The sequence below is a fragment of the Pelagibaculum spongiae genome, assembly GCF_003097315.1.
Taxonomy (GTDB): Bacteria; Pseudomonadota; Gammaproteobacteria; order Enterobacterales; family Pelagibaculaceae; genus Pelagibaculum; species Pelagibaculum spongiae.
Genome location: NZ_QDDL01000003.1, coordinates 302,548 through 324,918 on the forward strand (window position 1 = coordinate 302,548; position 22,371 = coordinate 324,918).

At 42.8% G+C, this 22,371-nt stretch carries 21 protein-coding genes; 4 read left to right on the top strand and 17 right to left on the bottom strand.

The features are described 5' to 3' along the window. The first annotated feature begins 14 nt into the window (after positions 1 to 14). Both DC094_RS10315 and DC094_RS10320 read left to right on the top strand, forming a co-directional pair. On the top strand, positions 15 to 530 hold the full coding sequence (locus DC094_RS10315) for a DinB family protein (protein WP_116687023.1): 516 nt from the start codon (positions 15 to 17) through the stop codon (positions 528 to 530). A gap of 78 nt (positions 531 to 608) precedes the next feature. Further along, positions 609 to 1,343 (top strand): NRDE family protein, encoded by a 735-nt coding sequence (locus DC094_RS10320; protein ID WP_116687024.1) that lies wholly within the window; start codon positions 609 to 611, stop codon positions 1,341 to 1,343. Between the two features lie 114 nt (positions 1,344 to 1,457). Here DC094_RS10320 and DC094_RS10325 read toward each other — a convergent pair whose 3' ends face one another. The 3 genes from DC094_RS10325 to DC094_RS10335 form a co-directional block, all read right to left on the bottom strand. After that, entirely contained in the window at positions 1,458 to 2,153 is a 696-nt protein-coding gene (locus DC094_RS10325) for a hypothetical protein (protein WP_116687025.1), read from the bottom strand. 121 nt (positions 2,154 to 2,274) lie between these two features. Continuing rightward, complete coding sequence (locus DC094_RS10330; protein ID WP_116687026.1) at positions 2,275 to 2,709, bottom strand: hypothetical protein; 435 nt, start codon at positions 2,707 to 2,709, stop codon at positions 2,275 to 2,277. Positions 2,710 to 3,342: 633 nt separating this feature from the next. Continuing rightward, positions 3,343 to 3,762 (bottom strand): VOC family protein, encoded by a 420-nt coding sequence (locus tag DC094_RS10335; protein ID WP_116687027.1) that lies wholly within the window; start codon positions 3,760 to 3,762, stop codon positions 3,343 to 3,345. A gap of 80 nt (positions 3,763 to 3,842) precedes the next feature. Here DC094_RS10335 and DC094_RS10340 point away from each other — a divergent pair, with 80 nt between their 5' ends. Then, on the top strand, positions 3,843 to 4,475 hold the full coding sequence (locus DC094_RS10340; protein WP_116687028.1) for a LysE family translocator: 633 nt from the start codon (positions 3,843 to 3,845) through the stop codon (positions 4,473 to 4,475). A 10-nt stretch (positions 4,476 to 4,485) separates the two neighbouring features. On the opposite strand, the gene DC094_RS10345 is transcribed toward DC094_RS10340, so the two are convergent. The 9 genes from DC094_RS10345 to DC094_RS10385 form a co-directional block, all read right to left on the bottom strand. After that, entirely contained in the window at positions 4,486 to 4,881 is a 396-nt protein-coding gene (locus tag DC094_RS10345; RefSeq protein ID WP_133245519.1) for a hypothetical protein, read from the bottom strand. A gap of 148 nt (positions 4,882 to 5,029) precedes the next feature. Beyond that, positions 5,030 to 6,004 carry an ABC transporter permease gene (locus tag DC094_RS10350; protein ID WP_116687030.1) on the bottom strand — a complete coding sequence of 325 codons (975 nt, stop codon included), beginning with the start codon at positions 6,002 to 6,004 and terminating at the stop codon, positions 5,030 to 5,032. Between the two features lie 2 nt (positions 6,005 to 6,006). Beyond that, entirely contained in the window at positions 6,007 to 7,104 is a 1,098-nt protein-coding gene (locus tag DC094_RS10355; protein WP_116687031.1) for an ABC transporter permease, read from the bottom strand. Then, positions 7,104 to 8,648 carry an ABC transporter ATP-binding protein gene (locus DC094_RS10360; protein WP_116687032.1) on the bottom strand — a complete coding sequence of 515 codons (1,545 nt, stop codon included), beginning with the start codon at positions 8,646 to 8,648 and terminating at the stop codon, positions 7,104 to 7,106. The genes DC094_RS10355 and DC094_RS10360 overlap by 1 nt, the downstream gene beginning before the upstream one ends. Before the next feature lie 187 nt (positions 8,649 to 8,835). Then, on the bottom strand, positions 8,836 to 9,831 hold the full coding sequence (locus DC094_RS10365; RefSeq protein ID WP_116687033.1) for a BMP family lipoprotein: 996 nt from the start codon (positions 9,829 to 9,831) through the stop codon (positions 8,836 to 8,838). Between the two features lie 705 nt (positions 9,832 to 10,536). Further along, positions 10,537 to 12,063, bottom strand: a complete 1,527-nt coding sequence (locus tag DC094_RS10370) for a PhnE/PtxC family ABC transporter permease (RefSeq protein ID WP_145959849.1) — start codon at positions 12,061 to 12,063, stop codon at positions 10,537 to 10,539. Further along, on the bottom strand, positions 12,050 to 12,706 hold the full coding sequence (locus DC094_RS10375; RefSeq protein WP_116687035.1) for an ATP-binding cassette domain-containing protein: 657 nt from the start codon (positions 12,704 to 12,706) through the stop codon (positions 12,050 to 12,052). Before DC094_RS10375 ends, DC094_RS10370 begins: the two co-directional genes overlap by 14 nt. Then, complete coding sequence (locus DC094_RS10380) at positions 12,706 to 13,569, bottom strand: putative selenate ABC transporter substrate-binding protein (RefSeq protein WP_116687036.1); 864 nt, start codon at positions 13,567 to 13,569, stop codon at positions 12,706 to 12,708. Before DC094_RS10380 ends, DC094_RS10375 begins: the two co-directional genes overlap by 1 nt. A gap of 214 nt (positions 13,570 to 13,783) precedes the next feature. Next, positions 13,784 to 14,236, bottom strand: coding sequence for a hypothetical protein (locus DC094_RS10385; protein WP_116687037.1), 453 nt, complete (start codon positions 14,234 to 14,236; stop codon positions 13,784 to 13,786). A 257-nt stretch (positions 14,237 to 14,493) separates the two neighbouring features. Here DC094_RS10385 and DC094_RS10390 point away from each other — a divergent pair, with 257 nt between their 5' ends. Continuing rightward, positions 14,494 to 15,774: a valine--pyruvate transaminase gene (locus DC094_RS10390; protein ID WP_116687038.1), complete on the top strand. Its 1,281-nt coding sequence runs from the start codon at positions 14,494 to 14,496 to the stop codon at positions 15,772 to 15,774. 559 nt (positions 15,775 to 16,333) lie between these two features. On the opposite strand, the gene DC094_RS10395 is transcribed toward DC094_RS10390, so the two are convergent. The 5 genes from DC094_RS10395 to DC094_RS10410 all read right to left on the bottom strand — a co-directional run bounded on the left by DC094_RS10395 (position 16,334) and on the right by DC094_RS10410 (position 22,168). After that, positions 16,334 to 16,996, bottom strand: coding sequence for a hypothetical protein (locus tag DC094_RS10395; RefSeq protein WP_116687039.1), 663 nt, complete (start codon positions 16,994 to 16,996; stop codon positions 16,334 to 16,336). Positions 16,997 to 17,027: 31 nt separating this feature from the next. Then, positions 17,028 to 17,186, bottom strand: coding sequence for a hypothetical protein (locus DC094_RS22110; protein ID WP_158527287.1), 159 nt, complete (start codon positions 17,184 to 17,186; stop codon positions 17,028 to 17,030). 100 nt (positions 17,187 to 17,286) lie between these two features. Further along, the gene (locus DC094_RS10400; RefSeq protein WP_116687040.1) at positions 17,287 to 17,622 is read right to left on the bottom strand and encodes a YopT-type cysteine protease domain-containing protein; all 336 of its coding nucleotides are present in this window, start codon (positions 17,620 to 17,622) and stop codon (positions 17,287 to 17,289) included. 65 nt (positions 17,623 to 17,687) lie between these two features. Next, positions 17,688 to 18,236: a hypothetical protein gene (locus DC094_RS10405; RefSeq protein WP_133245520.1), complete on the bottom strand. Its 549-nt coding sequence runs from the start codon at positions 18,234 to 18,236 to the stop codon at positions 17,688 to 17,690. Positions 18,237 to 18,307: 71 nt separating this feature from the next. Beyond that, the gene (locus tag DC094_RS10410) at positions 18,308 to 22,168 is read right to left on the bottom strand and encodes an Ig-like domain-containing protein (RefSeq protein WP_116687042.1); all 3,861 of its coding nucleotides are present in this window, start codon (positions 22,166 to 22,168) and stop codon (positions 18,308 to 18,310) included. Positions 22,169 to 22,371 lie beyond the last annotated feature (203 nt).

Here is a 22,371-nt window from a genome sequence, read left to right on the forward strand (position 1 = left end):
TTTGGAATCCGCACATGCACACGATTGTAAAAGGCAATATTGAAACCATCGATCAACTGAGTGAATTTATAGAAAAGCTCAGCGAACAAGACTATCAATACACCGGTAGTAGCTTGTTTGAAAGCTCGATTGGCCAACACTTGCGACATATCCTGGATCTTTATATGGCAATGATGCATCCATTGCAGAATGGCCTGATCGATTACGATGTTCGCCGTCGTGGGATTCCTTTAGAAACGGATAAATCAGTAGGTTTGTTAGAGCTTCAGCAAACGCGTAACTGGCTAGAAACTTTAACGGAACAAACTTTGTTTGAGCCGATTGAAGTGAAATCTGAAGTGATGCTATCTAGCACCCAAAGCATTCAAGTGACTTCAACGCTGGGTCGTGAACTATGCTTTACTTCCAGCCACTTGGTTCACCATTTAGCGATTATGGCGGCAATTGCCCGCTTAATTGGTCATCAAGTTGACTCAGCAATTGGTCAAGCTCCAACGACTGCATCGTTTAATCGATCCCAGCAAGCTTAATAGCTGCGGATCGGTTCTCTAGGCATTCAAAACATCTTTTGTTTTATTTCTCTTACTGTATAAAAGTCGAAATTATCCATGTGTACTGTCAGTTGGTTATTTGATAACGCTGGTTATCAGCTGTTTTTCAATCGCGATGAACAGCGCACTCGAGCCCTTGCCGAACCTCCATCACTGTATAGCGAATCCAGCTCACTGACAGGTCAACACTGCAATTTTCTGATGCCGATAGATCCGGTAGGAAAAGGTAGCTGGATTGCAGTTAATGAAACGGGTTTGAGCCTTTGTTTGTTAAATTTTTACCAAGGCGAAATGCCAAAAGGCCCGCTGGTTTCCCGCGGTCAACTGGTGCGTAACCTAATCGGTTGTAAAGATTACCTTCAGCTGGAAAGCACTGTAACAAATATGGATATGAGCCATTTTGCACCTTTTACACTGGTGGCTTTTTTCCCAGAAATAAATCAAGCGAGTTTTTTCCAATGGAGTGGCCAGCAGCTGGAAACATTCAGCAAAAAAGATGCGCCATTTACTTCATCCTCAGTTAAATTCCCTGAAGTTAGCCAGGTTCGTTTTGCTGCTTGGGCAACACTGCCAGAGAAAAAAACAGCCAAAGATCTGCTGGCATTTCATCGTTACCACGGTGAACACCCCAATCATTTATCTATTTGCTTACACCGGGACGACGCAACCTCGGTTAGCCTGAGTCATATTGCGGTGAGCAGTGGTCAGATCTGTTTTGATTATTACGGCGGATCGCCGTGTGAAACATTTACAGCAATCAGCAACAAACTGGATATGATTCCACAAGGCTAGGCATTGCCTAGCCTTGTATTTTTCAACTACCACCATTCAATCCGTATTTGTTATTTTCACACGATGCTTTAAATCGGGCTTATAAACTCAGCTCCATTATCACAGCGGACTATTCTACGGAGGGACAATACCACCTTCAAACTCCTCGACAACCCAAACAGTTAAACCAACAACTCCATAAAAAACCGCCAGCAAATAGGGATTGGTTGAAGCCATCAGCGACAAGTCTTTTTTGAGCATAAATGGAGTAAGTGATATTTTAGTTAAAGTAGCCCCGTATTCATTATTATTTTCATCATAGCTTATTGATATATCTGGAAACCCAACATCCAGATAGGCAGCATCTAGTTCATCTTTATCATAATCAAATCGCTTTCCTGAAACCCGAAGATCCAGCTCGTAGTAGCCTAATGCATTTTTCATGAAACCATTTCTCACTAACTCTTTTTCGGCTATTTCATCAAGGATAAGACGCTTACAATAACAATCAGGTGCTACGGTTACGGTCACCCTAGTATTAAAGTTATTATTGAACCCTAGACTGAGCTTCGAAAATGATGTTCGGTAGGGCAAAACATGATCATAAATTGGTTGAAACGAATTGAAATCCCTATCCTTTTCAAACAAATATGCATATTCAAGCCCTAGCAGTAAAAACTCATTTTTTTCTGAATGATAATAACCCGCTATCACTGGGTCTAAAACCACCGACGTAAAACTATTTTCTTCTTTTTCATCAATTTTCCACATAGCGTAAGTGGCACATCCATTCAAAAAGAACATCAAGATTAGCAACAGCGATTTTTTCACAATAGTTTCCTTACCATTAAATTATACTGCTGTTTTATTAAATAACGTATTACTGGATAAGCATGCATTAAATTAATACACACTCTAAACAACACACCCCAAACAACAAGCACACTATCAATCATTTACCAGCCATAATTGTTACTAGAACAAGCCCGAATACAACATAAACAGGCGAAGCCGCGACATCAATAGCCAGCGCAGCAGGGGTCAAAGCCACTTTTGCCGCTTTTTGTGGAAGCCCCTCCTCAAAATCGACTCTGATCGTACGCCCATCGCATGGTTTCACTAACGTCGTCAACTTTGAAATATCAAGTTGATAACTATTCCCTTTAACACCAAATGACGCATAACCGGCATTACTAAAGCCCATTTGTTTTAGCAATTTCGGAGTCTCTGAGTATAAGTCAGCATTCTCAGCCACATCCATATCAACCTCAATGGTTATATCCGCCGAGAGTGTATTGTCTGTAGCAACCTTGAATCGCCCAAAGTCAATCCGATAAGGAATGTTATGTTGGTAAAGTGGTTTTAGTTTTTCCAGATCTTCATTCATAGAAATAAAAAAACCATGCTGATCACCCGCTACGATTAACTGATGAGATTCTGCTTCTAAAAACTGATTATAAATTTTTCTGAATAGTCATCGTAATCCCAAAGCTTTATCGTTGCACAACTCACAAGAAACAGCGCTAAAACAGCAACTATGATTCCCTTCATTCACTTACCCCTGCCTGGCGGTCATTTGCCAGAAAAAACATATAAATGCTCAGATTGGCAGTTTGTTGCCTGAAAGCATCTGCTCTTTTAAGCTACTTCAGTAGCAGCAAGATTTATTCCATCCAAAAAAAATGGCACCTTATTCGGTGCCGTTTTTTATTCCATGGTAAGGTTTATTTCTTTCCAAATACCGCAAAACTGATATTTTGCGCAACTTTGATTCCCGGAGAGCCTCTAAGAACGTGTTGAGAATCTTTGAGCTTTAAACCCACCTCCATGTGACTGGATCCCCCGCACTCTGTCATTCCTAGCATGGATGCCGGAACCCAGTTGCCAAGGATGGTGTGCCACCGGATATTATCAGTTACTTCAAGCGGTTGTATTTAAATTTATTTGTTTGAAAATAGATTTTAAACAGCTTCTAACAGAATAAACTGGTTAACATTTCTGCCAATCAAGTTGCTTCTACCTATCTTCGCCCCGCCATCGGGTGATCTGGATTTAATTGCAATAAATCCCACAAATTTCCGTAGAGATCTTCAAATACAGCGACCGTGCCATAATCTTGCTCGGCGGGTGGACGAACAAATTTAATATCCAGCTCTAGCATTCTTTTGTAATCGCGCCAGAAATCATCAGTTTTCAGAAACAAAAAGACCCGACCACCGGCCTGATTGCCGACAAATGTTTTTTGCACTGGCTTGGATGCTTTGGCCAACAGCAGGGCTACACCGTTTGAACCTGGCGGAGACACCACCACCCAACGCTTATTCTGTTCTGGTTGATAGCTGTCTTCAATCAGCTCAAACTTAAGCTTGTTTACATAGAAATCAATCGCTTCATCGTAGTCATTGACTACCAATGCGATATGTACAATTGATTGCTTCATCCACAACTCCTCTCTAACTCTTAACTGATGCTATTTTCTGTTACATTGTCGCCGGTTCTTTAATCATTTGTCATTTAGCCATGTCTATTGCCTTGCTTTCAATCTTCATACCGACCTTTTTCTTTGTCTCGATTACACCGGGCATGTGCATGACACTGGCACTGACCCTTGGCATGTCGATCGGGATTCGCCGCAGTTTACATATGATGTGGGGTGAATTGATTGGCGTTGGCCTAGTAGCTTCTGCAGCAGCACTGGGCGTGGCAACCATTATGCTCAAACTGCCGGAAGCTTTTATTGTGCTCAAACTGGCAGGTGGGGCTTATCTGATTTGGCTGGGCATCCAAATGTGGCAATCCAAAGGCAAGCTGGTGCTTCCAGAGCCTGGAAGCGAGGGCAAAGGCGAACGAGCCCGCCAAGGGAAATGGCAGTTAGCACTGAATGGATTTATCACCGCGATTGCCAACCCTAAGGGCTGGGCATTTTTTATTACCCTGCTGCCACCATTTTTAGATAACAGCAAAGCGCTTGTACCACAGTTAATTTCACTGATCGCCATTATTTTAACACTGGAATTTAGCTGTTTATTAATTTACGCCAGTGGCGGCAAAGCACTCAGTCATTTTTTAATGAACAAAGATAACGTCAAGCTGATGAACCGCATCGCTGGCAGTTTAATGATGGGCGTCGGAGTTTGGTTGGCGGTGGGGTGAATGAGGCAAACTATAGAGAAAACAAATACTGCCTAATGAAAATAAAAAACAATGCAACAACACCTGCAAATCGATATAAGCCTTTCAAGCCTAGCCAGGCAATTTTCGCAGGATCAGGGCCAATTTTATAAAGTTGATCGGGAAAAATTACCGCAGCAAATGCCAAACCCGGTAAAATAAAAGTTGTATCGCCCCTGATACCGGATCTGAATCCACCCCCTTGATCGTGAAACATTTGCAACGCTTGATCGCTGCCAATCGAGAAAAGCCAGACACAATAACCCACCAATAAAATCAGCGGTACAATTTGCCAAAGCCAACTGATTTTCCAGCCAAACTTCTGGCCATCAAAAACAAAGCCACAACCCAGCAAAATTGTTGGACCAAGCAAAAGCAGATACAACACTGACATTATTCCCTTTACTTTAAGAAAATCACACTACAGTCATGCTTCTTTTAAAATGCATTACACCGGTGTAAAAAAACCGGAGCCCATTTCTGAACTCCGGTTTTTTTAGCATTAAATGCTAAAGCACAAATATTTAAAACAGCAATTAACGCTCTTTAATGTAAGGCTGACCGACTGCTTTTGGTGCGACTGCTTTGCCGATAAAGCCAGCCAATAATACAACTGTCAGAACATATGGCAGCGCCGAGAATACCTGAGTTGGCAGCACGCCAATTCCAGGAATTGCAACACCTTGCATTCGGGTTTCCAAAGCACTTAGGAAGCCGAACAATAAACAGGCAAACAATGCTGTTTTTGGACGCCATTTACCGAAGATAACTGCCGCTAAAGCGATATAACCTTGCCCTGCAGTCATGTTTTTACCAAACGCCGCATTTTGCGCAGTTGAATAGTAAGCACCTGCCAGACCACAAAAGACACCGGTAAAAGCAATTGCTCGATAACGCATCCAAGCAACTGAAATACCTGCAGTGTCTACTGCATTTGGTTCTTCACCTACCGCACGTAAACGCAGACCAAAGCGGGTTTTAAACAACACCCACCAAGTAACGCCAACAATGGCAAATGATAAATAAACCAAAATGTTATGACCAGAAATCACTTCACGGTATAACGGGCCAAAGAATGGAATGGTATCACCTAACCATTCAGCGCCTGGCAGCTCGATAGGCAAGAAACGCTGATCGCCAATCAGACCTGGCGTTTGACCACCGCGACTAAACCAAGCGTGACCCAATGTGACTGTCATACCAGCAGCAAAGAAATTGACTGCCAAACCAGAGATCACCTGATCGCCACGCATATTGATTGAGGCATAACCATGCACCATCGATAAGGCAACTGAACCCATGATGCCGGCACACATACCTAACCATGCAGAACCTGTAGCGTAGCTGGTAGCGGCTGCAACAAAAGCAGCAAACAGCATTTTACCTTCCAGACCGATATCGACGATACCCGAACGCTCTGAGAAAATACCGCCCATTGCAGCAAAAATCAGTGGCACCGCCAGACGGATACTTGAATCCAGGGTTGAAAAAATCCAAACACTTGCATCCATGATCAGGCCTCCTCAGTCGACTTTCGCATAAACATTTTCTCTACTGGATCACGAACCAATCGATCCAACGCACCAGTAAAGAAGATAACAGCACCCTGAATTACCATAATTAGCTCAGGATTCAGGCTTGGCATATCAAACTGCAGCTCGGTACCACCCTGATAGAGTGCACCAAACAGAATCGAAGCCAAAATAACGCCAACAGGATGGTTACGCCCCATCAAAGCCACCGCAATACCAATAAAACCAAAGCCATTAGTAAAGTTCAGAATCAGACGAGACTGAGCGCCATAGACTTCGTTAATTGCCATCATACCGGCCAAAGCACCAGAAATAGCCATGGTGATAATGATGATGCGCGCTACGTTAATACCTGCATATTCCGCCGCTTTAGGGTTTTGCCCTACCACGCGAATTGCATAACCAAGACGCGTTCTCCAGATTAACACCCACACCAGCCAAGCTGTTATCAATGCAATCAGCAAAGTTGGGTTTAGCAAGGATGAAGGAATATCTGGCCAGATTTCATTTAGCTTAGGGAATACCGAAGTCGCTGCAAAATAGCGACTATCAGTTGAGTTACCACCCATAGGTGCAATAATTTCGACCAATGCATAACCCATTACTGCTGCAGCAATAAAGTTAAACATAATGGTGGTTACTACAATGTGAGAGCCACGCTTAGCTTGCAAGTAGCCGGGAATAACACCCCAAACCGCACCAAACAAAGCACTGATAACAATAATCATCGGTGCCATCAGCCAAACATTTAATGTGCTGTCAAAAGTCAGGGCCACAATAGCAACACCTAAACCCGCGACATATGCCTGACCTTCACCACCAATGTTGAACAAGCCAGCATGGAATGCGACGGCAACGGCTAAACCAGTAAAGATAAAGTTGGTTGCATAATATAAAGTCGATGCCAACCCGCCATATTCTAGATTGGTCGCGCCATATACCATCAGCTTAAGTGCTTCAATCGGACTCTCACCGACCATTAGCACAACCAAAGATGAAACGGCCAATGCTAGCGTTAACTGAAGTATCGGGACTAGCCCTACTCTTACCCATGCAGGACTTTCTTGAAAAGCACTCATTAGGCGTTCTCCTCACCCTTACTAACGTTGGCCATTAACAGACCCAGCTCACGCTCGTTAGTATCTTTAGCCATTACTTCACCAGAAATCCGGCCATCGGATATCACAATAATCCGATCTGCCAGCGACATGATTTCATCTAGTTCAACTGATACCAGCAGCACTGCAGCACCTGCATCACGAGCGGCAATCAAGTTACGGTGGATAAATTCAATCGCGCCGATATCGACACCACGTGTCGGCTGACCCACCAGCAAAATTTCGTGGTTTTTCAGCATTTCACGGGCCAGTATCAGCTTCTGCTGGTTACCACCAGAGAAGTTAGCGGCTTTCAATGAAGGCAAAGCAGGGCGAACATCATAGGCTTCCATCATTTCATGGGTGGCCTTTTTAATCGTTTCTGGGTTCAGCAACGGTGTGCCGTACTCATCACGATCTTCATATCCTAAGATTGCATTTTCTTGAGCAACAAAGGTTTTAACCAAACCTTGTTTTAAACGATCTTCAGGCACGTGCCCCATTGCAATGTGGCGCATCATACGTGAGTCACGCAGATCTGACGGCGTAAAGGTATGCGTTTGTCCCATGGTATTGATTACCATGACACCCTCTTGAGGAGTAATCGCACCAGACAACACTTTTAACAACTCAGATTGGCCATTACCCGAGACACCGGCAACGCCCAAAATCTCACCTGCTTTCAATTCAAAGCTAATGTCTTTTAACAGCTTCACCTTACGATCATCGTAAAAACTGACATTATTGAGCTTCAGCTTTACATCGCTTGGATTGGCTTCACCTTTATCTACTTCCAACAGAACCTTACGGCCAACCATTAACTCAGCTAGTTCTTCTGTCGAAGTCTTCACAGTTTCGCGGTGAGCCACGATAGTGCCACGACGCATGACCGAAACCGCATCGGTGATCGCCATAATTTCTTTCAGTTTGTGGGTGATTAAAAGAATCGTCACACCCTGCTCACGCAATGTATTGAGAATGGCAAATAGCTGATCGGCTTCCTGAGGTGTTAATACACCTGTCGGCTCATCTAAAATCAGAATTTTCGCACCACGATACAATGCTTTGAGAATTTCTACTCGCTGCTGCAAACCAACTGGTAGTTCACCAACAATGGCATCCGGATCGATATCCAGCCCATATTTCTTTTCAATTTCTTTCAGTGCAGTTCGTGCGGTATCCGTGCAGCTGTCTAATAATGCTCCACCTTCCGCACCCAACATCACGTTTTCCAAAACGGTAAAGGTTTCCACCAACATAAAGTGCTGGTGAACCATGCCGATACCTTTGGCAATCGCTTGTTGAGAATTTCTGATATCAACTTTATTGCCCGCCATCAGCATATCGCCGCTGTCAGCCGTATAAAAACCATAAAGAATGGACATCAGGGTCGATTTACCCGCACCATTTTCACCGATAATTCCGTGAACGGTCGCAGGCATCACTTTAAGATCAATATCTTTATTGGCCCAGACAGGACCAAAACGCTTATTGATTTTCTGCAGTTCTATCGCAGGATTCGTCATGGAGGGGCGCTCCACTATCAGCCGGATTAATAACAGGTGTCAGAAACAATAAAAAAGTTGTCGATTCAGCCTGATAGTTAAGCACTGAGTCTTCAACTTGAATTACCAACGTCGTATCTAACTTATACTCACCCGGCTCAGGCTTATTACCAGGCCGGGCAAGCGATTTATCTTGATCGATCCAAGATTAGTACGTGCAAGACTGGGTAGTATTCCAATCGTGAACTTTGATCTTACCTGAGATGATTTCTTGGCGCAGCTTATCTAGCTTGCCTTGCATCTCTGGAGAGATTAATGGACGGTTGTTCTCGTCTAATGCCCAACCCACACCTTCCTGAGCCAGACCCAGAACTTGCAGACCAGGAGTGAACTTGCCCGTTTGAACATCTTCAAATGCAGTACGAACTGCAACGTCAACACGCTTAACCATAGAAGTCAGCATGGTACCTGGATGGATATGATTCTGGTTAGAGTCAACACCGATAGCGAACTTACCGCTATCTTTAGCTGCCTGGTAAACACCAACACCCGTTCCGCCTGCCGCTGCATAAACTACGTCAACGCCTTGGTCGAACTGAGATTTAGCCAGCTCACCACCCTTAGTTGGGTTGTTCCATGCTGCTGGAGTAGTACCAGTCATATTCTGCAGAACTTTAGTGTCCTTAGAAATATACTTGGCACCTTGCTCGTAACCACAAGCAAACTTCTTGATCAGAGGAATAGCCATACCACCAACGAAGCCAACTGAATGAGATTCAGACTTCATTGCTGCTAATGCACCTACCAAGAAGGAACCTTCCTGCTCTTTGAAGACTACCGAACGAACGTTTGGCAGATCAACTACTGAGTCGATGATAACAAACTTAGTGTTAGGGAACTTCTTAGCAACTTTTTCAACAACAGGCGCTTGTTGGAAACCAACTGCAACGATTGGGCTAAAGCCACGCTGCGCCATGCGCAACATTGCTTGCTCACGCTGAGCTTCGTTGGTGATTTCGAATTCGCCGTAGCTAATGCCAGTGGCTTTTTTGAATTCTTCCGCACCAGCATATGCTGCTTGGTTGAACGACTTATCAAACTTGCCGCCCATATCGAATATTACTGATGGCTTATATGCGGCCATCGCGCTGGATGCAGCCAGCGTCAGAGCAATAGCTGTTGCTAATTTGGTCATCTTACGCATTTAATTAACTCCCCCTTAGATAAGCACAGCACATCGTAAACCGGAACCTCTCCGCCCTAACTCAGAAACAAAGCGTCCTTAGACCACTCTAAATTTTATGGCCACAGTTGCCTGTTGGAAATTTCTACTGAGTTAGTAGGTCTGCGTCGAGAATTCCTCGAGCCCACGTTGTACAAGTCACGCTCATCATCTTGATTTTTCCTCTCTCGTGCAACCGAAAAGAGAGGGTATATTTCGTAACTGAACTCAAAGAATTTAGTTTATTGCTCAAGGTCAAGGATTCAGCCTCTAACAGCAGCATGTCACAGTTATTTACCCAACAACTTACATTTTTTGACCTGCTGAATTATTCGGCTTAACCGCTGAAAGTGACAAACCTATCGATAAGCTAGATCCCACAAGGCTTATGCATCTTATATCGCTAGCATTTCTTGTCCGACAACCTACCATCTACTGATCAGAAACCATTAGTTTGACTAACATTGAGCAAACTACCCACCTCATTGATTCAACAGCAAAACTCTGACTTTAAAACATCATCACTCAAAAAAATGTTCATTTACTTCAAAAGAAAAGCCAGCATTTTACTAGCCATCAAAACGCAGCTACATCAAGGTTTAACCTACACCTAAGCCACCTTTGAACTACCGGCAAATGTCACTCATTCAAAAACGGTCAAAACGAAAGGGTGGCATTTAGAGCAAGTTAGCCAAGGCGACTTCGAACGCGGCGAGAAAACTGATCTACCAGCAAATTGAGTAACGCTGAAATAAAAACCAACAAAAATGCACGATCAAGTCGAAATTCTTCGAACGCCGAATCAATATAAAAACCTAGCGTAGGAATGCCGATAACGCCTAATACCGCTGTTTCCCGCATAATCACTTCCCATCGATAAAATAGGAAAGCCAGAAAACTACCGTAAAGCCTTGGCAATACCTCATAAAAATACAGGTAACCACCTCGAGAAGCATCGTCTCTTAAATGTAAACCTTCACTGTAACGCGCCACCATATAGGCAATAACCGCACCATTATGAATCGCTAGCGCTAATAAACCGGGAAGTAAAGAAGGTCCAAAAACAATTAGCAATACAAACGCAAGCAAAAACTCCGGCAAACTGCGCACTATTAATAGTAACAAGCGACTTAACCAGAGTTTTTTACCGCTGTTTAGATTGTCCGCTACCAACGGAAAAGCTATCAGGCCAATCGAACCACTGAACACCATCGCTAGAAAGCCGACTTGCAGATTGTTCAGAACACCGTCGCTAATTTGCGGCAACAATGAAATCAACCAGTCGAGCAATGCTTGCGGCCAGCCATCTACCCAGCCATTTTTTAACGGTGCCGGCACGATGTCTTGTGAAACAAAGCGCCATAAAAAGCGCAACTGAAAATGATGTTCCCAGGAAATGGTAAAGCTACTGACCACCACCGCAAGCAACCAACTCCAGCCGCGCAGCCACCAGCGCAAGCTACCTGCCAATAAAACAAACAGGTAAAGCACCGCAGCAGCTGTCGAATAATCGCCATGACTCAGTGCTGTTTCCAAATGAAAGCCCAACGTTGGCAGCCCGATAAAACCGAGTATTGCACTGGCTCGCAGGGCACATTCAGTGCGATACAGTATGTAGCTCTTCATTTGCTGACAAACTAATGGCACCTTGGCATATAACTGCGCCGCCAGACCATGGGAGCTTGCCAGTGCATTTAATGGTTGATTCGACGCATGCTCAATTTGTTCGGCAAACACCTTGGCGAAAGTACAGCTATAAGGAATAGCGATTGCCAGCAAACCGGCAGGAGATGACAACCCAAAAATCTGAATTAGGATAAGCCCCCAAAACAACTCATGAACTGAACGAGTTAGGGCGCAAATCGTGCGAAGCAGTGCTGACTGCGGATAATAAAGCGCCAGCAAAAAGCCCAACAACAAGCCACCAGCAACACCCAATATGGCAAATGCCAAGGTGGTAAGAATAGAAAAACCTAGCTGATCAATCTGGCTAAAATCTGGTGTAACGACACCAATTAGCATTCGTTGCAGTTCAAACCAAGGGTCAGAGTGAATCACGGTCAAATCAGAAACAAAAACCAATGCCACAGCAAGCGCCAGCAAAAGCAGCGATAACTTTTTGTAATTTGCCGCGGTGGTTATTCCATTCGATAAACTAAAAGATTTTGGCAACTTTATATTGCTAGATGAAAACGGGCCTTTAGCGCCGGGCATAAACCGCATCCAGATCGGCTCGTGTTAGCTGTGAAGCAGGAGCGTCTAAAACAATCTGCTGTTGACCCAGTGCAATCACTCGATCAAAGCACGCTAATGCCAAATCTCGATCATGCAATGCAACCACACTGGTTTGATGGCGCTGATTTATCAGTTGCAGCATTTTTTTACCCTGCACTGGATCAAGTGCAGAAACCGGCTCATCACCCAAAAAAACCGCTGCTTGACGAAACAGCGCACGCGCTAAAGCTACTCGCTGCTGCTGTCCGCCTGAGAGACGATCAATTGAAATCATCAGTTTTTCCGACAATCCCAACTCGACTAATAACTGCTCAATTATTTGCTTTTCACTGGCCAGCGGTACGATCAAGTTACGCACCGCCTGAAACAGCGAATACTGTTCCAGACGACCCATAAAGATATTATGAAAAGCTGATAACGGCGGAACTAGGCCATGGTGCTGTGGACACCATGCCAGCTGTTCAGCTGCTAATTGCTGACGCAAATAATTCAGCAAACTGGATTTGCCACAGCCACTCTCACCAACCAAGGCAACTTTTTCGCCCGGTCTAATCTCAAACGAAATATCGGTTAATACCGATAAATCGTCATAATGAATGCTGACTGACTGCAGCTGAAACATTAATCGATTAGACCAATGTTCTTTGCCGTATCCAAAATGGGTTGGTAGTCGGAATTATCTGCCTTGATGAACCCGCTGCGTGGAAAGCTTTCCAGAATTTCAGGCTGCTTAATGTTCAGCAAAACCTGCTGTAATTTGTCAGTAAAGCCTTTACCCCAACGCTGTTCGATATCACCTCGAACACTCCATTGGTAATCAGGGTACGCCGGTGTTTTCCAGATCACATCAACTTTACTGGTATCGATTTTTCCTTCAGCCAGTTCACGCTGCCACACCTTAAAATTAACCGCACCTGCTTGATAAGCCCCAGCTTGAACCAATGCAATAGTACGACTGTGGTCACCACTAAAACCAACTCGTGAGAACACCTTCTCTGGAGCTTGATTGAACTGCTGACGCACATAATACTCAGGCATCAAACGGCCTGAAGTAGAGCCTTTAGAACCGAAAGTGAAACGTAGGCCGCGTAATTTTTCAGACAAGTTAGCTGAAGCATCAATTTCTGTTTGCTTATTGGCGATAAACCAAGTCTCAAACGCCTGATCTTCTACACCCTGAGCAATCGCAACTGAGCCAGGTACCAACTGACGCGCACGAACACCTGACAAACCACCGAACCATGCTAGTTGGACTTGGTCGTTACGGAATGCACTGACAGCAGCTGCGTATGACTTAACCGGAATGTAGCGAACTTCAACACCTAGCTGCTCAGACAAATACTCTGCTACCTTGCCAAAGCGCTTTTGCAACTGCTGCTCATCCTGATCAGGAATCGCGGTAAAGGTAAATACCTCAGCGGAAACCTGCAGCGGAAACCAACTAAGCAAGATTGAAAACAACGTGTACTGCAACAATTTTTTCATGATTTCTTCTGGAATGTTTTATGGAATGAGTGCTTTTTATCAGAAAGTTACAACAAAGAAAACTGATCAAGTCACGACAGTATTCATTGATAAAACGCAAGGAAATGTTGGTTATAACCAAACAGTTAGTTAGATACTTCTGATATGACTGATTTAACTACCCGTTACGCGATTGGCTTGACAAAATTAAGGCTAGTCAACTGAGTAAACCCCGCTAAAAATGATCAATCTTTATTTGACCATCATCAGTAATGGTTACCGTCTGAGGTTGATGAAAACGACCTTGTAGAAATACCTGTTTGGTGCCGTCAGAAAGAACTTGTTCTTCTAGCCCTTGGTCATCTTGGCGCATTGACTGAATCAGTGCTTCAGATAATTCAAGTGGTTTGCCATTCAATTTTATTGCTTGATTTAAAACATCCGCAGGCAATTGACGGGTATTCAAGTTTGGCAATCCAGACGCTTTGGACTGCCCTTGATTGGCAACCACTTCATTGGTGTAACTGTTTTGCTTAGATGATTGCTGCTCCAAAACTCTAGTTTTAACACTATCAGTAATAGCCACTGGCTCTGAGGAAACATTCATCATCACCACTATCCCAATGCCACCTACTAAAACTAACAAACCACTAAGGGTATAAATCCACTTCATTGCATAACCTGCCATTTAAGTTTCTATTTAGAGCTTGGTTGATCTGCTTTCACCGCACCATTGAATGGTGCTATTCCGCGCGCCAGATCACAGCCGTTTGAACAAACCACAGTAGATATCTGCTTACAAATATTCATAACTTCTACTGCAATTCATTTGATTTAATAACAATTTAATCAGCAAGGATATTTACTGCTGGCGAAATAGCCGCCGCCTCTTCTATAATGGATGACCCGTTATTTCAAACATTGCTTCGGCTCACATAAACCACCATGCAGTTTTCTAAATTTGGTGAAAAATTCACCGGCAATTCCGGAATTCTCTCCCTAATGGATGATCTTGGCCGAGCACTGGCAGCATCTGGAGAAAATACAGTGATGATGGGCGGTGGTAATCCAGCGCACATTCCCGAAGTAGAGCAAATTTTGCAGCAAAGAATGCTGGAAATAGCACAAGACCCGGCACTGCTACGTCGGCTAATTGGCATCTACGATCCACCTCAAGGCGAGTCAGAATTCATCGTTGAGCTGGCAAAAATGCTCAAGCAGCAATTTGGCTGGCAGGTTGGCCCAGAAAACATTGCACTCACCAACGGTAGTCAGTCAGCCTTTTTTGTACTGTTCAACCTGTTTGGCGGCCAATTCTCCGATGGCAGCTTTAAGCAGATTCAATTCCCACTGGCTCCGGAATATATCGGCTATGCCGACACCGGCTTGGACCATGAAATTTTCAAGTCCACCTTGCCAGAAATCGAAATGCTCGAAGCGCCCTTCTACAAATATCATGTCGATTTCAATCGGCTGCATATTGGAGAAAATACTGGAGCAATTTGCGTTTCTCGACCGACCAATCCAACCGGTAATGTGATTACCGATGAAGAATTGGCGCACTTAGACCAACTAGCACGAGACAACGACATTCCGTTAATTCTGGATAATGCCTATGGCTTACCTTTCCCAGGATTAATTTATACCGATGCCAAACCTTTTTGGAATGACAATACGATTTTATGCCTGAGCCTTTCCAAGCTTGGGCTACCGGCCACTCGAACTGGCATAGTCGTTGCCAAACCAGAAGTGATTAAGGCAATCAGTTCAGTGACCGCGATTCAGAATTTATCGCCTAGTAGCTTGGGCAGTTTGTTAACTCTAGAAATGGTCAAAAATGGCCAGCTGATGAATTTATGCCAAGATGTGATTCGCCCCTGGTATCAGAAGCACGCTCAATTTGCAGTCTCTACTTTTATCGAAAATATGGCTAAAGCAGGCGACTATCCCTATAAAATCCACAAACCAGAAGGTGCAATGTTCCTTTGGTTGTGGTTCCCGGATTTACCCATTAGTAGCCTTGAACTTTACAACCGCTTAAAAGCCAGAGAAGTACTGGTGGTTTCTGGCCATTATTTCTTCCCGGGGTTAACTGGCGAAGTAGAAGATAAATGGCAGCACCGCGATGAATGCATCCGCATTAATTACGCCAGAGATGAAAACGAACTAAAGCGCGGCTTAGCAATTATTGCTGAAGAGATCGCTAAAGCTTGGCAAGAAAAATAAAACACACTAAAAAATGATTTAACTACAAGGCCGATATTTCGGCCTTTTTAATGCAACCAGAATCTTTAGTGACAAGGATAATCGGGAGCATTTCCACACAGAACAGAGTGCGTTATTTCATTGCTGAATTCGAAGTTACATTTTATATGAAAACAACATGGCGAGACATAGTCAAAATTAAAAGACCTTCGCCGTTATTATTTTCAGGCAAACCTTGCTAGGATTTGTTTAGGGAAAATCAGCTGATTTGGTGTGATGCATTGAATAATTACTAGTTTTAAAATAATACTAAGATAATTAATTATCGTCTTCTACAGATTCATCACTTTCCAAATCAGAGTGATCGTAAGTAATTACTATATCTTACATTGCATCTACCCATCGTGCATCTATTTCCACTTGTGTTTTTATCTGCCTTCCTGAAAAAACATCATTTAAAAAAGCATCCGACCCCTTTTTCAGCTCAAAAAAAATCACAAAATATTAGATACTTAGCCTTCGATTCCATCTTCAACTATCGTTCATTAATCTTAACTAAAACAACTTTTTTTAATAATAATCACAAATCTACCACTTCCAAATCATTTTCAATAATCTCATCCTCTTTGTCGAAAACAATTACGATATCGTACATACCGTCAGCCCATTGACTTTCTATATCTTTAAATCTTCTTGCTATATGCGGCCTGTCAGGATGGAGCACAAAATTATCAAAATCCACTTGCAAAAAAAAATGCCCCAAAAAAGGCTTGCCCGTGCAACCAACTTCTGTTGGCTGCATAAAGCGGATCACAGCTACACCCTTACCATCTGTTCTATTAAATATCTGCGGTGAAAAGTTTGTTCTATCGCTATAAATAATTCGATCTACAGAAGCTGCAGCCCGATTATTTTCATTTTTTGTAGCTTGCAACAACCAGACTGGTGCAATACCTCCGCTTCGGTCTATATATTGAACACGAGGGTTGTTTTTAGCATCAGTAAACTTTTGGTTTAAAAACGAAGCTATTTTACCAGGCAATGTACCACAAATATGGTGATAATTTAATTCGCGCCTTATTTCTTCTGGCGTTTTAATGATTTTAAAAATCGTGCGCAAAACCACATCACTAGCAAGCAACCCACAACTACCTCGATAACCATACCTTTCATCAGAACAACCGGATGGCCCTATCGCATGATATAAATTCACTACATATTGACATTCTCTAAAAGTATCCATAGAAAATCCTTTTTGTTTGTTTTTATAAAAGCTACAGCACCTCTATTACCAGCAATTCTTCACCACTGTCATTATCGGCATTATCATAAACAATCATTATGACGCGCATGTCATCAATCTGTCGATTTTCTATGGTTTTAAGTTTTTTAAAAACCACAACCATATGTTTACCATCCTGCTTGTCAAACATTCGCTGCGGACATTCCCCTCTAGCACTATATGTAACACAATTTACAGCTGATGCAGCTCAATTACTTTTGCTTTTAGTCAGTTGCAAGACTAAGTCGGCGCTACATTTCTTGGGCCTTAGACCAATCACTCTCCAGCCAATCAATTAACATAAAACTAACAAAGTTATATTTCCCATAATATATTTCAATAATCTTATCAATAAAACCGGAAAAATTCTTTTGATGAAACCAAAACTCACCAAAATTTGGATCAAAAATTCTTATTTCCGTATTAGTCTTATACAATGCAATTGAATGTCCATTTTTTCCACCACCCAACACAAGAAGAATTAAAGGCTGTTCTATTTTTTTCACCTGCATAAAAAGCTCAACCCCACCTTTCCAGATATAATCATCAGAAGCAGAACCACATTCTAACAAATACTTTCCAGCCATTATTCAATCAATAAACTTGCAAAAACCCCTATGCCTATCGTCTTCACTAAATTGACTAAAAAATTTTAGATCATAACTTCTGCCTCGCCTACTTTTTTTTCATACTCAATAATTTTTTTCAAAAAGTCGGCTTTATAATTCACATTCAAATCAATTCCCAGCATTCCCTTTTGGATATGCCTGACCACACCAACTACATGGTCATTGGAAATACATCCCACAACATTAACCTCCTGTATTTTACTACAAAAACTAGGCAAGTCTCGAGCCATTTCCTCTGCGGAAGCCAGTAAATCTATAGCAAAGGAATGATCACGCAAGTCAACAATATAATGTTTATCGGCATACAAATAAGGATGTCCTGTCCCCAAAATATGAAGGCCTTTACTAGTAGATATCCCATAACCAGTTGTCTTGTAACCATAATAATAACTGAGTGGGTAAGGTCGACCTTCTACCGAATGCCGCGATATATGTTCTTCAAATCCAATTTGAAAAATTTCGCCCTCTGATCTGGAGTCTGCTCTAACAGCAAAACCTTTGTATAAAACAACCCCTGACTGACGTTTACCATAATCTAAAGATATAGGAATATTCTGATTTGTATCTGTCATAAAAGATTCCAAGGTTTCCTGTTTAATGACAAACAATCTTTCTCTCCTAAGTTTTAATCGAAAAAATAGTCTTATTCTCTTAATCGTTTGCAAGGGCGCTTTAAAGCAATCATAAGCAATAACAAACCAAGCCAGTGCAAACTACCACCACCTCCACCACCTGCCGCTTGATTATTTTGTGGGGTTGAAAATTGGTTATTACCCTGATTTAAATAGAGATCACTGCCGCCATTTTCGGTTGCAGCAAATAATAAATCATCATCGCCGTCTCGATCATAATCCAATGAAGTAACTGCCATTGCATGTGGAGTGTTAAATAGCTGGGAGCTAGAAACAAACAACTGATCAAGCACTTGCTGCTGATCCTGCACCAAACTAGCCGTTTGCATATTATCAACACGGTAATCTGAAGTAATCTGTTGCATTACCTGCGGGTCGATTTGATGAAAACCATGTACTCCTTGCTGGTCAACAAAAACAATATCAAAACTACCATCATTATTTAAATCTTTGGCCATTAAACCTAAGGTGTCCGCCTGACCCAACTTTTTCAACAAGCTAAATTGTCCATTATGAAACCGATAAATCGGATTAGCATTATCTAGCATTTCGCTAGCATCGGAATCACCGTAGGCTTGGCGCGCCATCACCAAATCATCAATACGATTGTCATTATCTACATCGATCACTGCCAATTGATTAGTGTAACCTGCATTTGGAATTTCCGAGCGCTGCGAGAATGCATTTTGCTGGACGCCCTGATTAGGGTAATACCAATCCTTTTTATAACCAGCAATAACAATATCTAACCAGCCATCAGCATTAATATCTGCCAGCGCTAACGTCTGAGCATCTTCGGTTTGCAATGCTTGCCAGAAAACAAACTCTCCATTTTTTTCTGAACCTATTGCTAAACTTTCTGCAGAATCTTCAACTGGCGCATATCGATAAACTGTTGAATCAGTAGCAGTCTGATTAATCATCGCGTTGGCAAACACCAAGTCTTGATTACCATCACCGTCAAGATCAGCAAAGGCAACACTGCGGCTTTCCGCTTCTTCTGGTCGAGTAAATATTTGAACCAATTGCAACGTATCATTTTGCCACAAGTACAATTTATTCGGCTGACCAGCACCATTGGCCGTTGCAATAAATATTTGGCCATTAATAACTGCAACATCCGCCGCATAACTATCACTTTCTGGGTCAAACATCGCAACCGATTGCCAGCCACCTTGATGATTTAACAAAATCTGATTGGCTTCACCTGATTTGGCCAGAATAATTAAATCTTTATCACCATCACGGTCTAAATCTTTACTGACCACATTACTGGTTAAAGTGGTTTGTTGCGGACCTTGACCATCGCCTTCAATTAGAGGTAACCCTGTCACCCGCACAGCCCATGGCGCTAAGGCAGTCATATCAGTACCGGTTGCTGAAGCATTAGCCAAAATTTGATATTGGCCATTTTTTTCGGCAGTTATCGACAGGCCAATCGTGCGACTTTGATTAATTGAGAGATTACCCAATGAACAACGAACGGTTAATTGGTCAATTTTCTGACAAGCGCTATCTTGCAGCACAATTAAATCGGTATCAGACTGCAAAGTGAGGTTAAATGTTACTTGAGATAAATTTTTATCTGACTGATTAGTCAAGTGCCAACTAAACCGCGCTTCACTATTTCTTTCCGCTGATGCTTGAGACGCTCGTTGACTTAAAAACAACCCTCTCGCTTCAGCTGGTGCAATATTTAAATTAATCGTTTTGCTAACACTGGAACCCGCTCGATCATTCACCGCCAGAGTAATTTGCTCTGAACCCGATGATGACGGTACGCCAGATAACTTGCCGCCAGCGCTTAAACTCATCCAGCTAGGTAAATTACTACTAGAAAACTGTAACCAATCACCATCAACATCACTGGCGATTAGTTGTAGCGACCAAGCTTCAGATACTATTAATTGTTGAGCAGAAATCTCAGCGAAAAACGGTTGATCATTAACTGGCGCAATATTAATCGACACTTGGGCATTAATACCCGCCACTGAATAGATCAATTGATCGCTACCATTAAAATTATCGTCTGGCGTGTAAGTTAACAAACCATTACCCAGCAAAGTCACTACACCATTCTCTGGCGATGATACCAACTGCGCAGCCTGATCTGTTAAGCCCTGATCGTTATCTAGTAGATTGATCGCGATTGATTGATCTTCTCGACCTTGCAGCATATCTGGCTGTAAACGAACCCCAGAATCGGCAACTACTTCAACCGTAACGTTTGCCCAATTACTAAACGATGAAGAGTTTTGAGCCTTAACTCGATACTGGAATACTAATTGACCAGTAAACCCAAAAGCCGGAGTAATTTGTAATTCGCCATTGGTTAATAGCTGCCAACCAGCTTGGCTAGTTTGATTGACAAATTCTAACGAAGACAAATTGAAATTGGCGGCGCTAACCAAGTCATTTTGCAACAATGCCAAGCTAGCAGCTTGATTAGCCGCAATGGTAAAATTGTCATTAACTGCCACCGGCGCAACAGGCATTACCTGCAAAGCAAGCGCTACTTGGTCATCTTCATTCGGCTGGTTATTATTTGGCCGAGAATCTAGGTCATCACTGGTGCTGAGTACGATTTCTGCTTCAACAGAGCCTGTAATGGGCATCGCTGCTATTAACTGTAAATTCAGCTGCGCACTGGCACCACCAATTAACTGGTCTACTTGCCAACGGTTATTAGAAAATTGCCCAGCCCCCTCAGCGCTAATAATCTGTAAACCTTGTGGCAGTCGAATTTCCACTACTTGCCCGGTTGCTTGATCATCACCTTGGTTATTCATTTGTAAGCTAAGGGTAAAAGGCTTACCCGGCTGGGATATTTTAGAATTTAACAGACGATTGCTTTGTGCCGGATCAACCCAGTTCAGCTGTACATCGACATCATAAAATAGTGGCCAGCCGATATCCTGAAACAAACCGACCGATAAAAATAAGTTCTGTACCGCACTGCCAATAAATGGCTCCATTAATTCATCGGGTGATAATACGGTATCAAAGTGGGAAACTGACGAACCGCCAACGAGGGTAGTTGGTGCATACATGCGAACCTTTCCATCACCAGCAACACCTGAATTTAATTTAATACGGGCGCGTTCTATTGCTACTTCACCTGACCATTGCAGCCCACCATTACTGGTCATAGAAGTTTGACGCTGCTGGTTCGACATTTGTGTCCAGCTTAGCCCTTGTACCGCATCATAAAGCCGAGCCATGTAGGTATCGTCCTTACCCATAAAACGGCTACCAGCGTATTTATTAACAAAGGTACTAAAGCCAAGCCCATGGCCCATTTCATGCAAAACCACACTCAAAAAATCAATATTGCCGCCTGAGCGACCATCAAAACCGTAATACCAGTTTCGATTATTTAAACAATCGTTATTGTTGTCGATCGATGAATTAAATCTGGCCAGAATATCTGCTTGGCCTGGCGCTAGGTCGATTCCAGCAAGTGTATTAGCTAAAGCAGAATGATAATAAGTACTAGCAAGCGGAGCATTGGGGAAATCAGCGAAAACATTGACGGCTGAAGCCGAGCCTAACACTGCCTGGGAAGATGAACATGACTGGGGCTCGAAACGGGCATCAACCACCACGTCAATTTTCACACCTAAATTGCTGGCCCACATTTCGGCGGCTTTTTCAAACACCTTGAGCCGCTGCTGACCAATAGTCGTCCCGCTATTGCCACCGACTGGCGACACTGCTGTGCTATCTGTAAAACCAGCACCCTGACTAATAATGATGTTGGCTGCAAACAATTGGCCACTAAACAACAGCAACCAACTGACAATCAATCCACGAAATAATTTTCGAAACAACCCACAACACAACATCATCGGACTATCTGACTTTCTAGCCATTAACAAAGCCTCACCGCCCGACGAAGATTTATTATTGTTTTTATTAATAACGACAGGTATATTAGTAAATGAATGAATTAGTAAACCAGTTAACTATTATTTAAAACGACTTCAATTAAATCTCTGCTAGACCTGTAAGTCTCTAGAGTTCAATCAGCAATCTAGCTCACTGTTCATTAGCCTAACATTAAGCAAAATTAGAT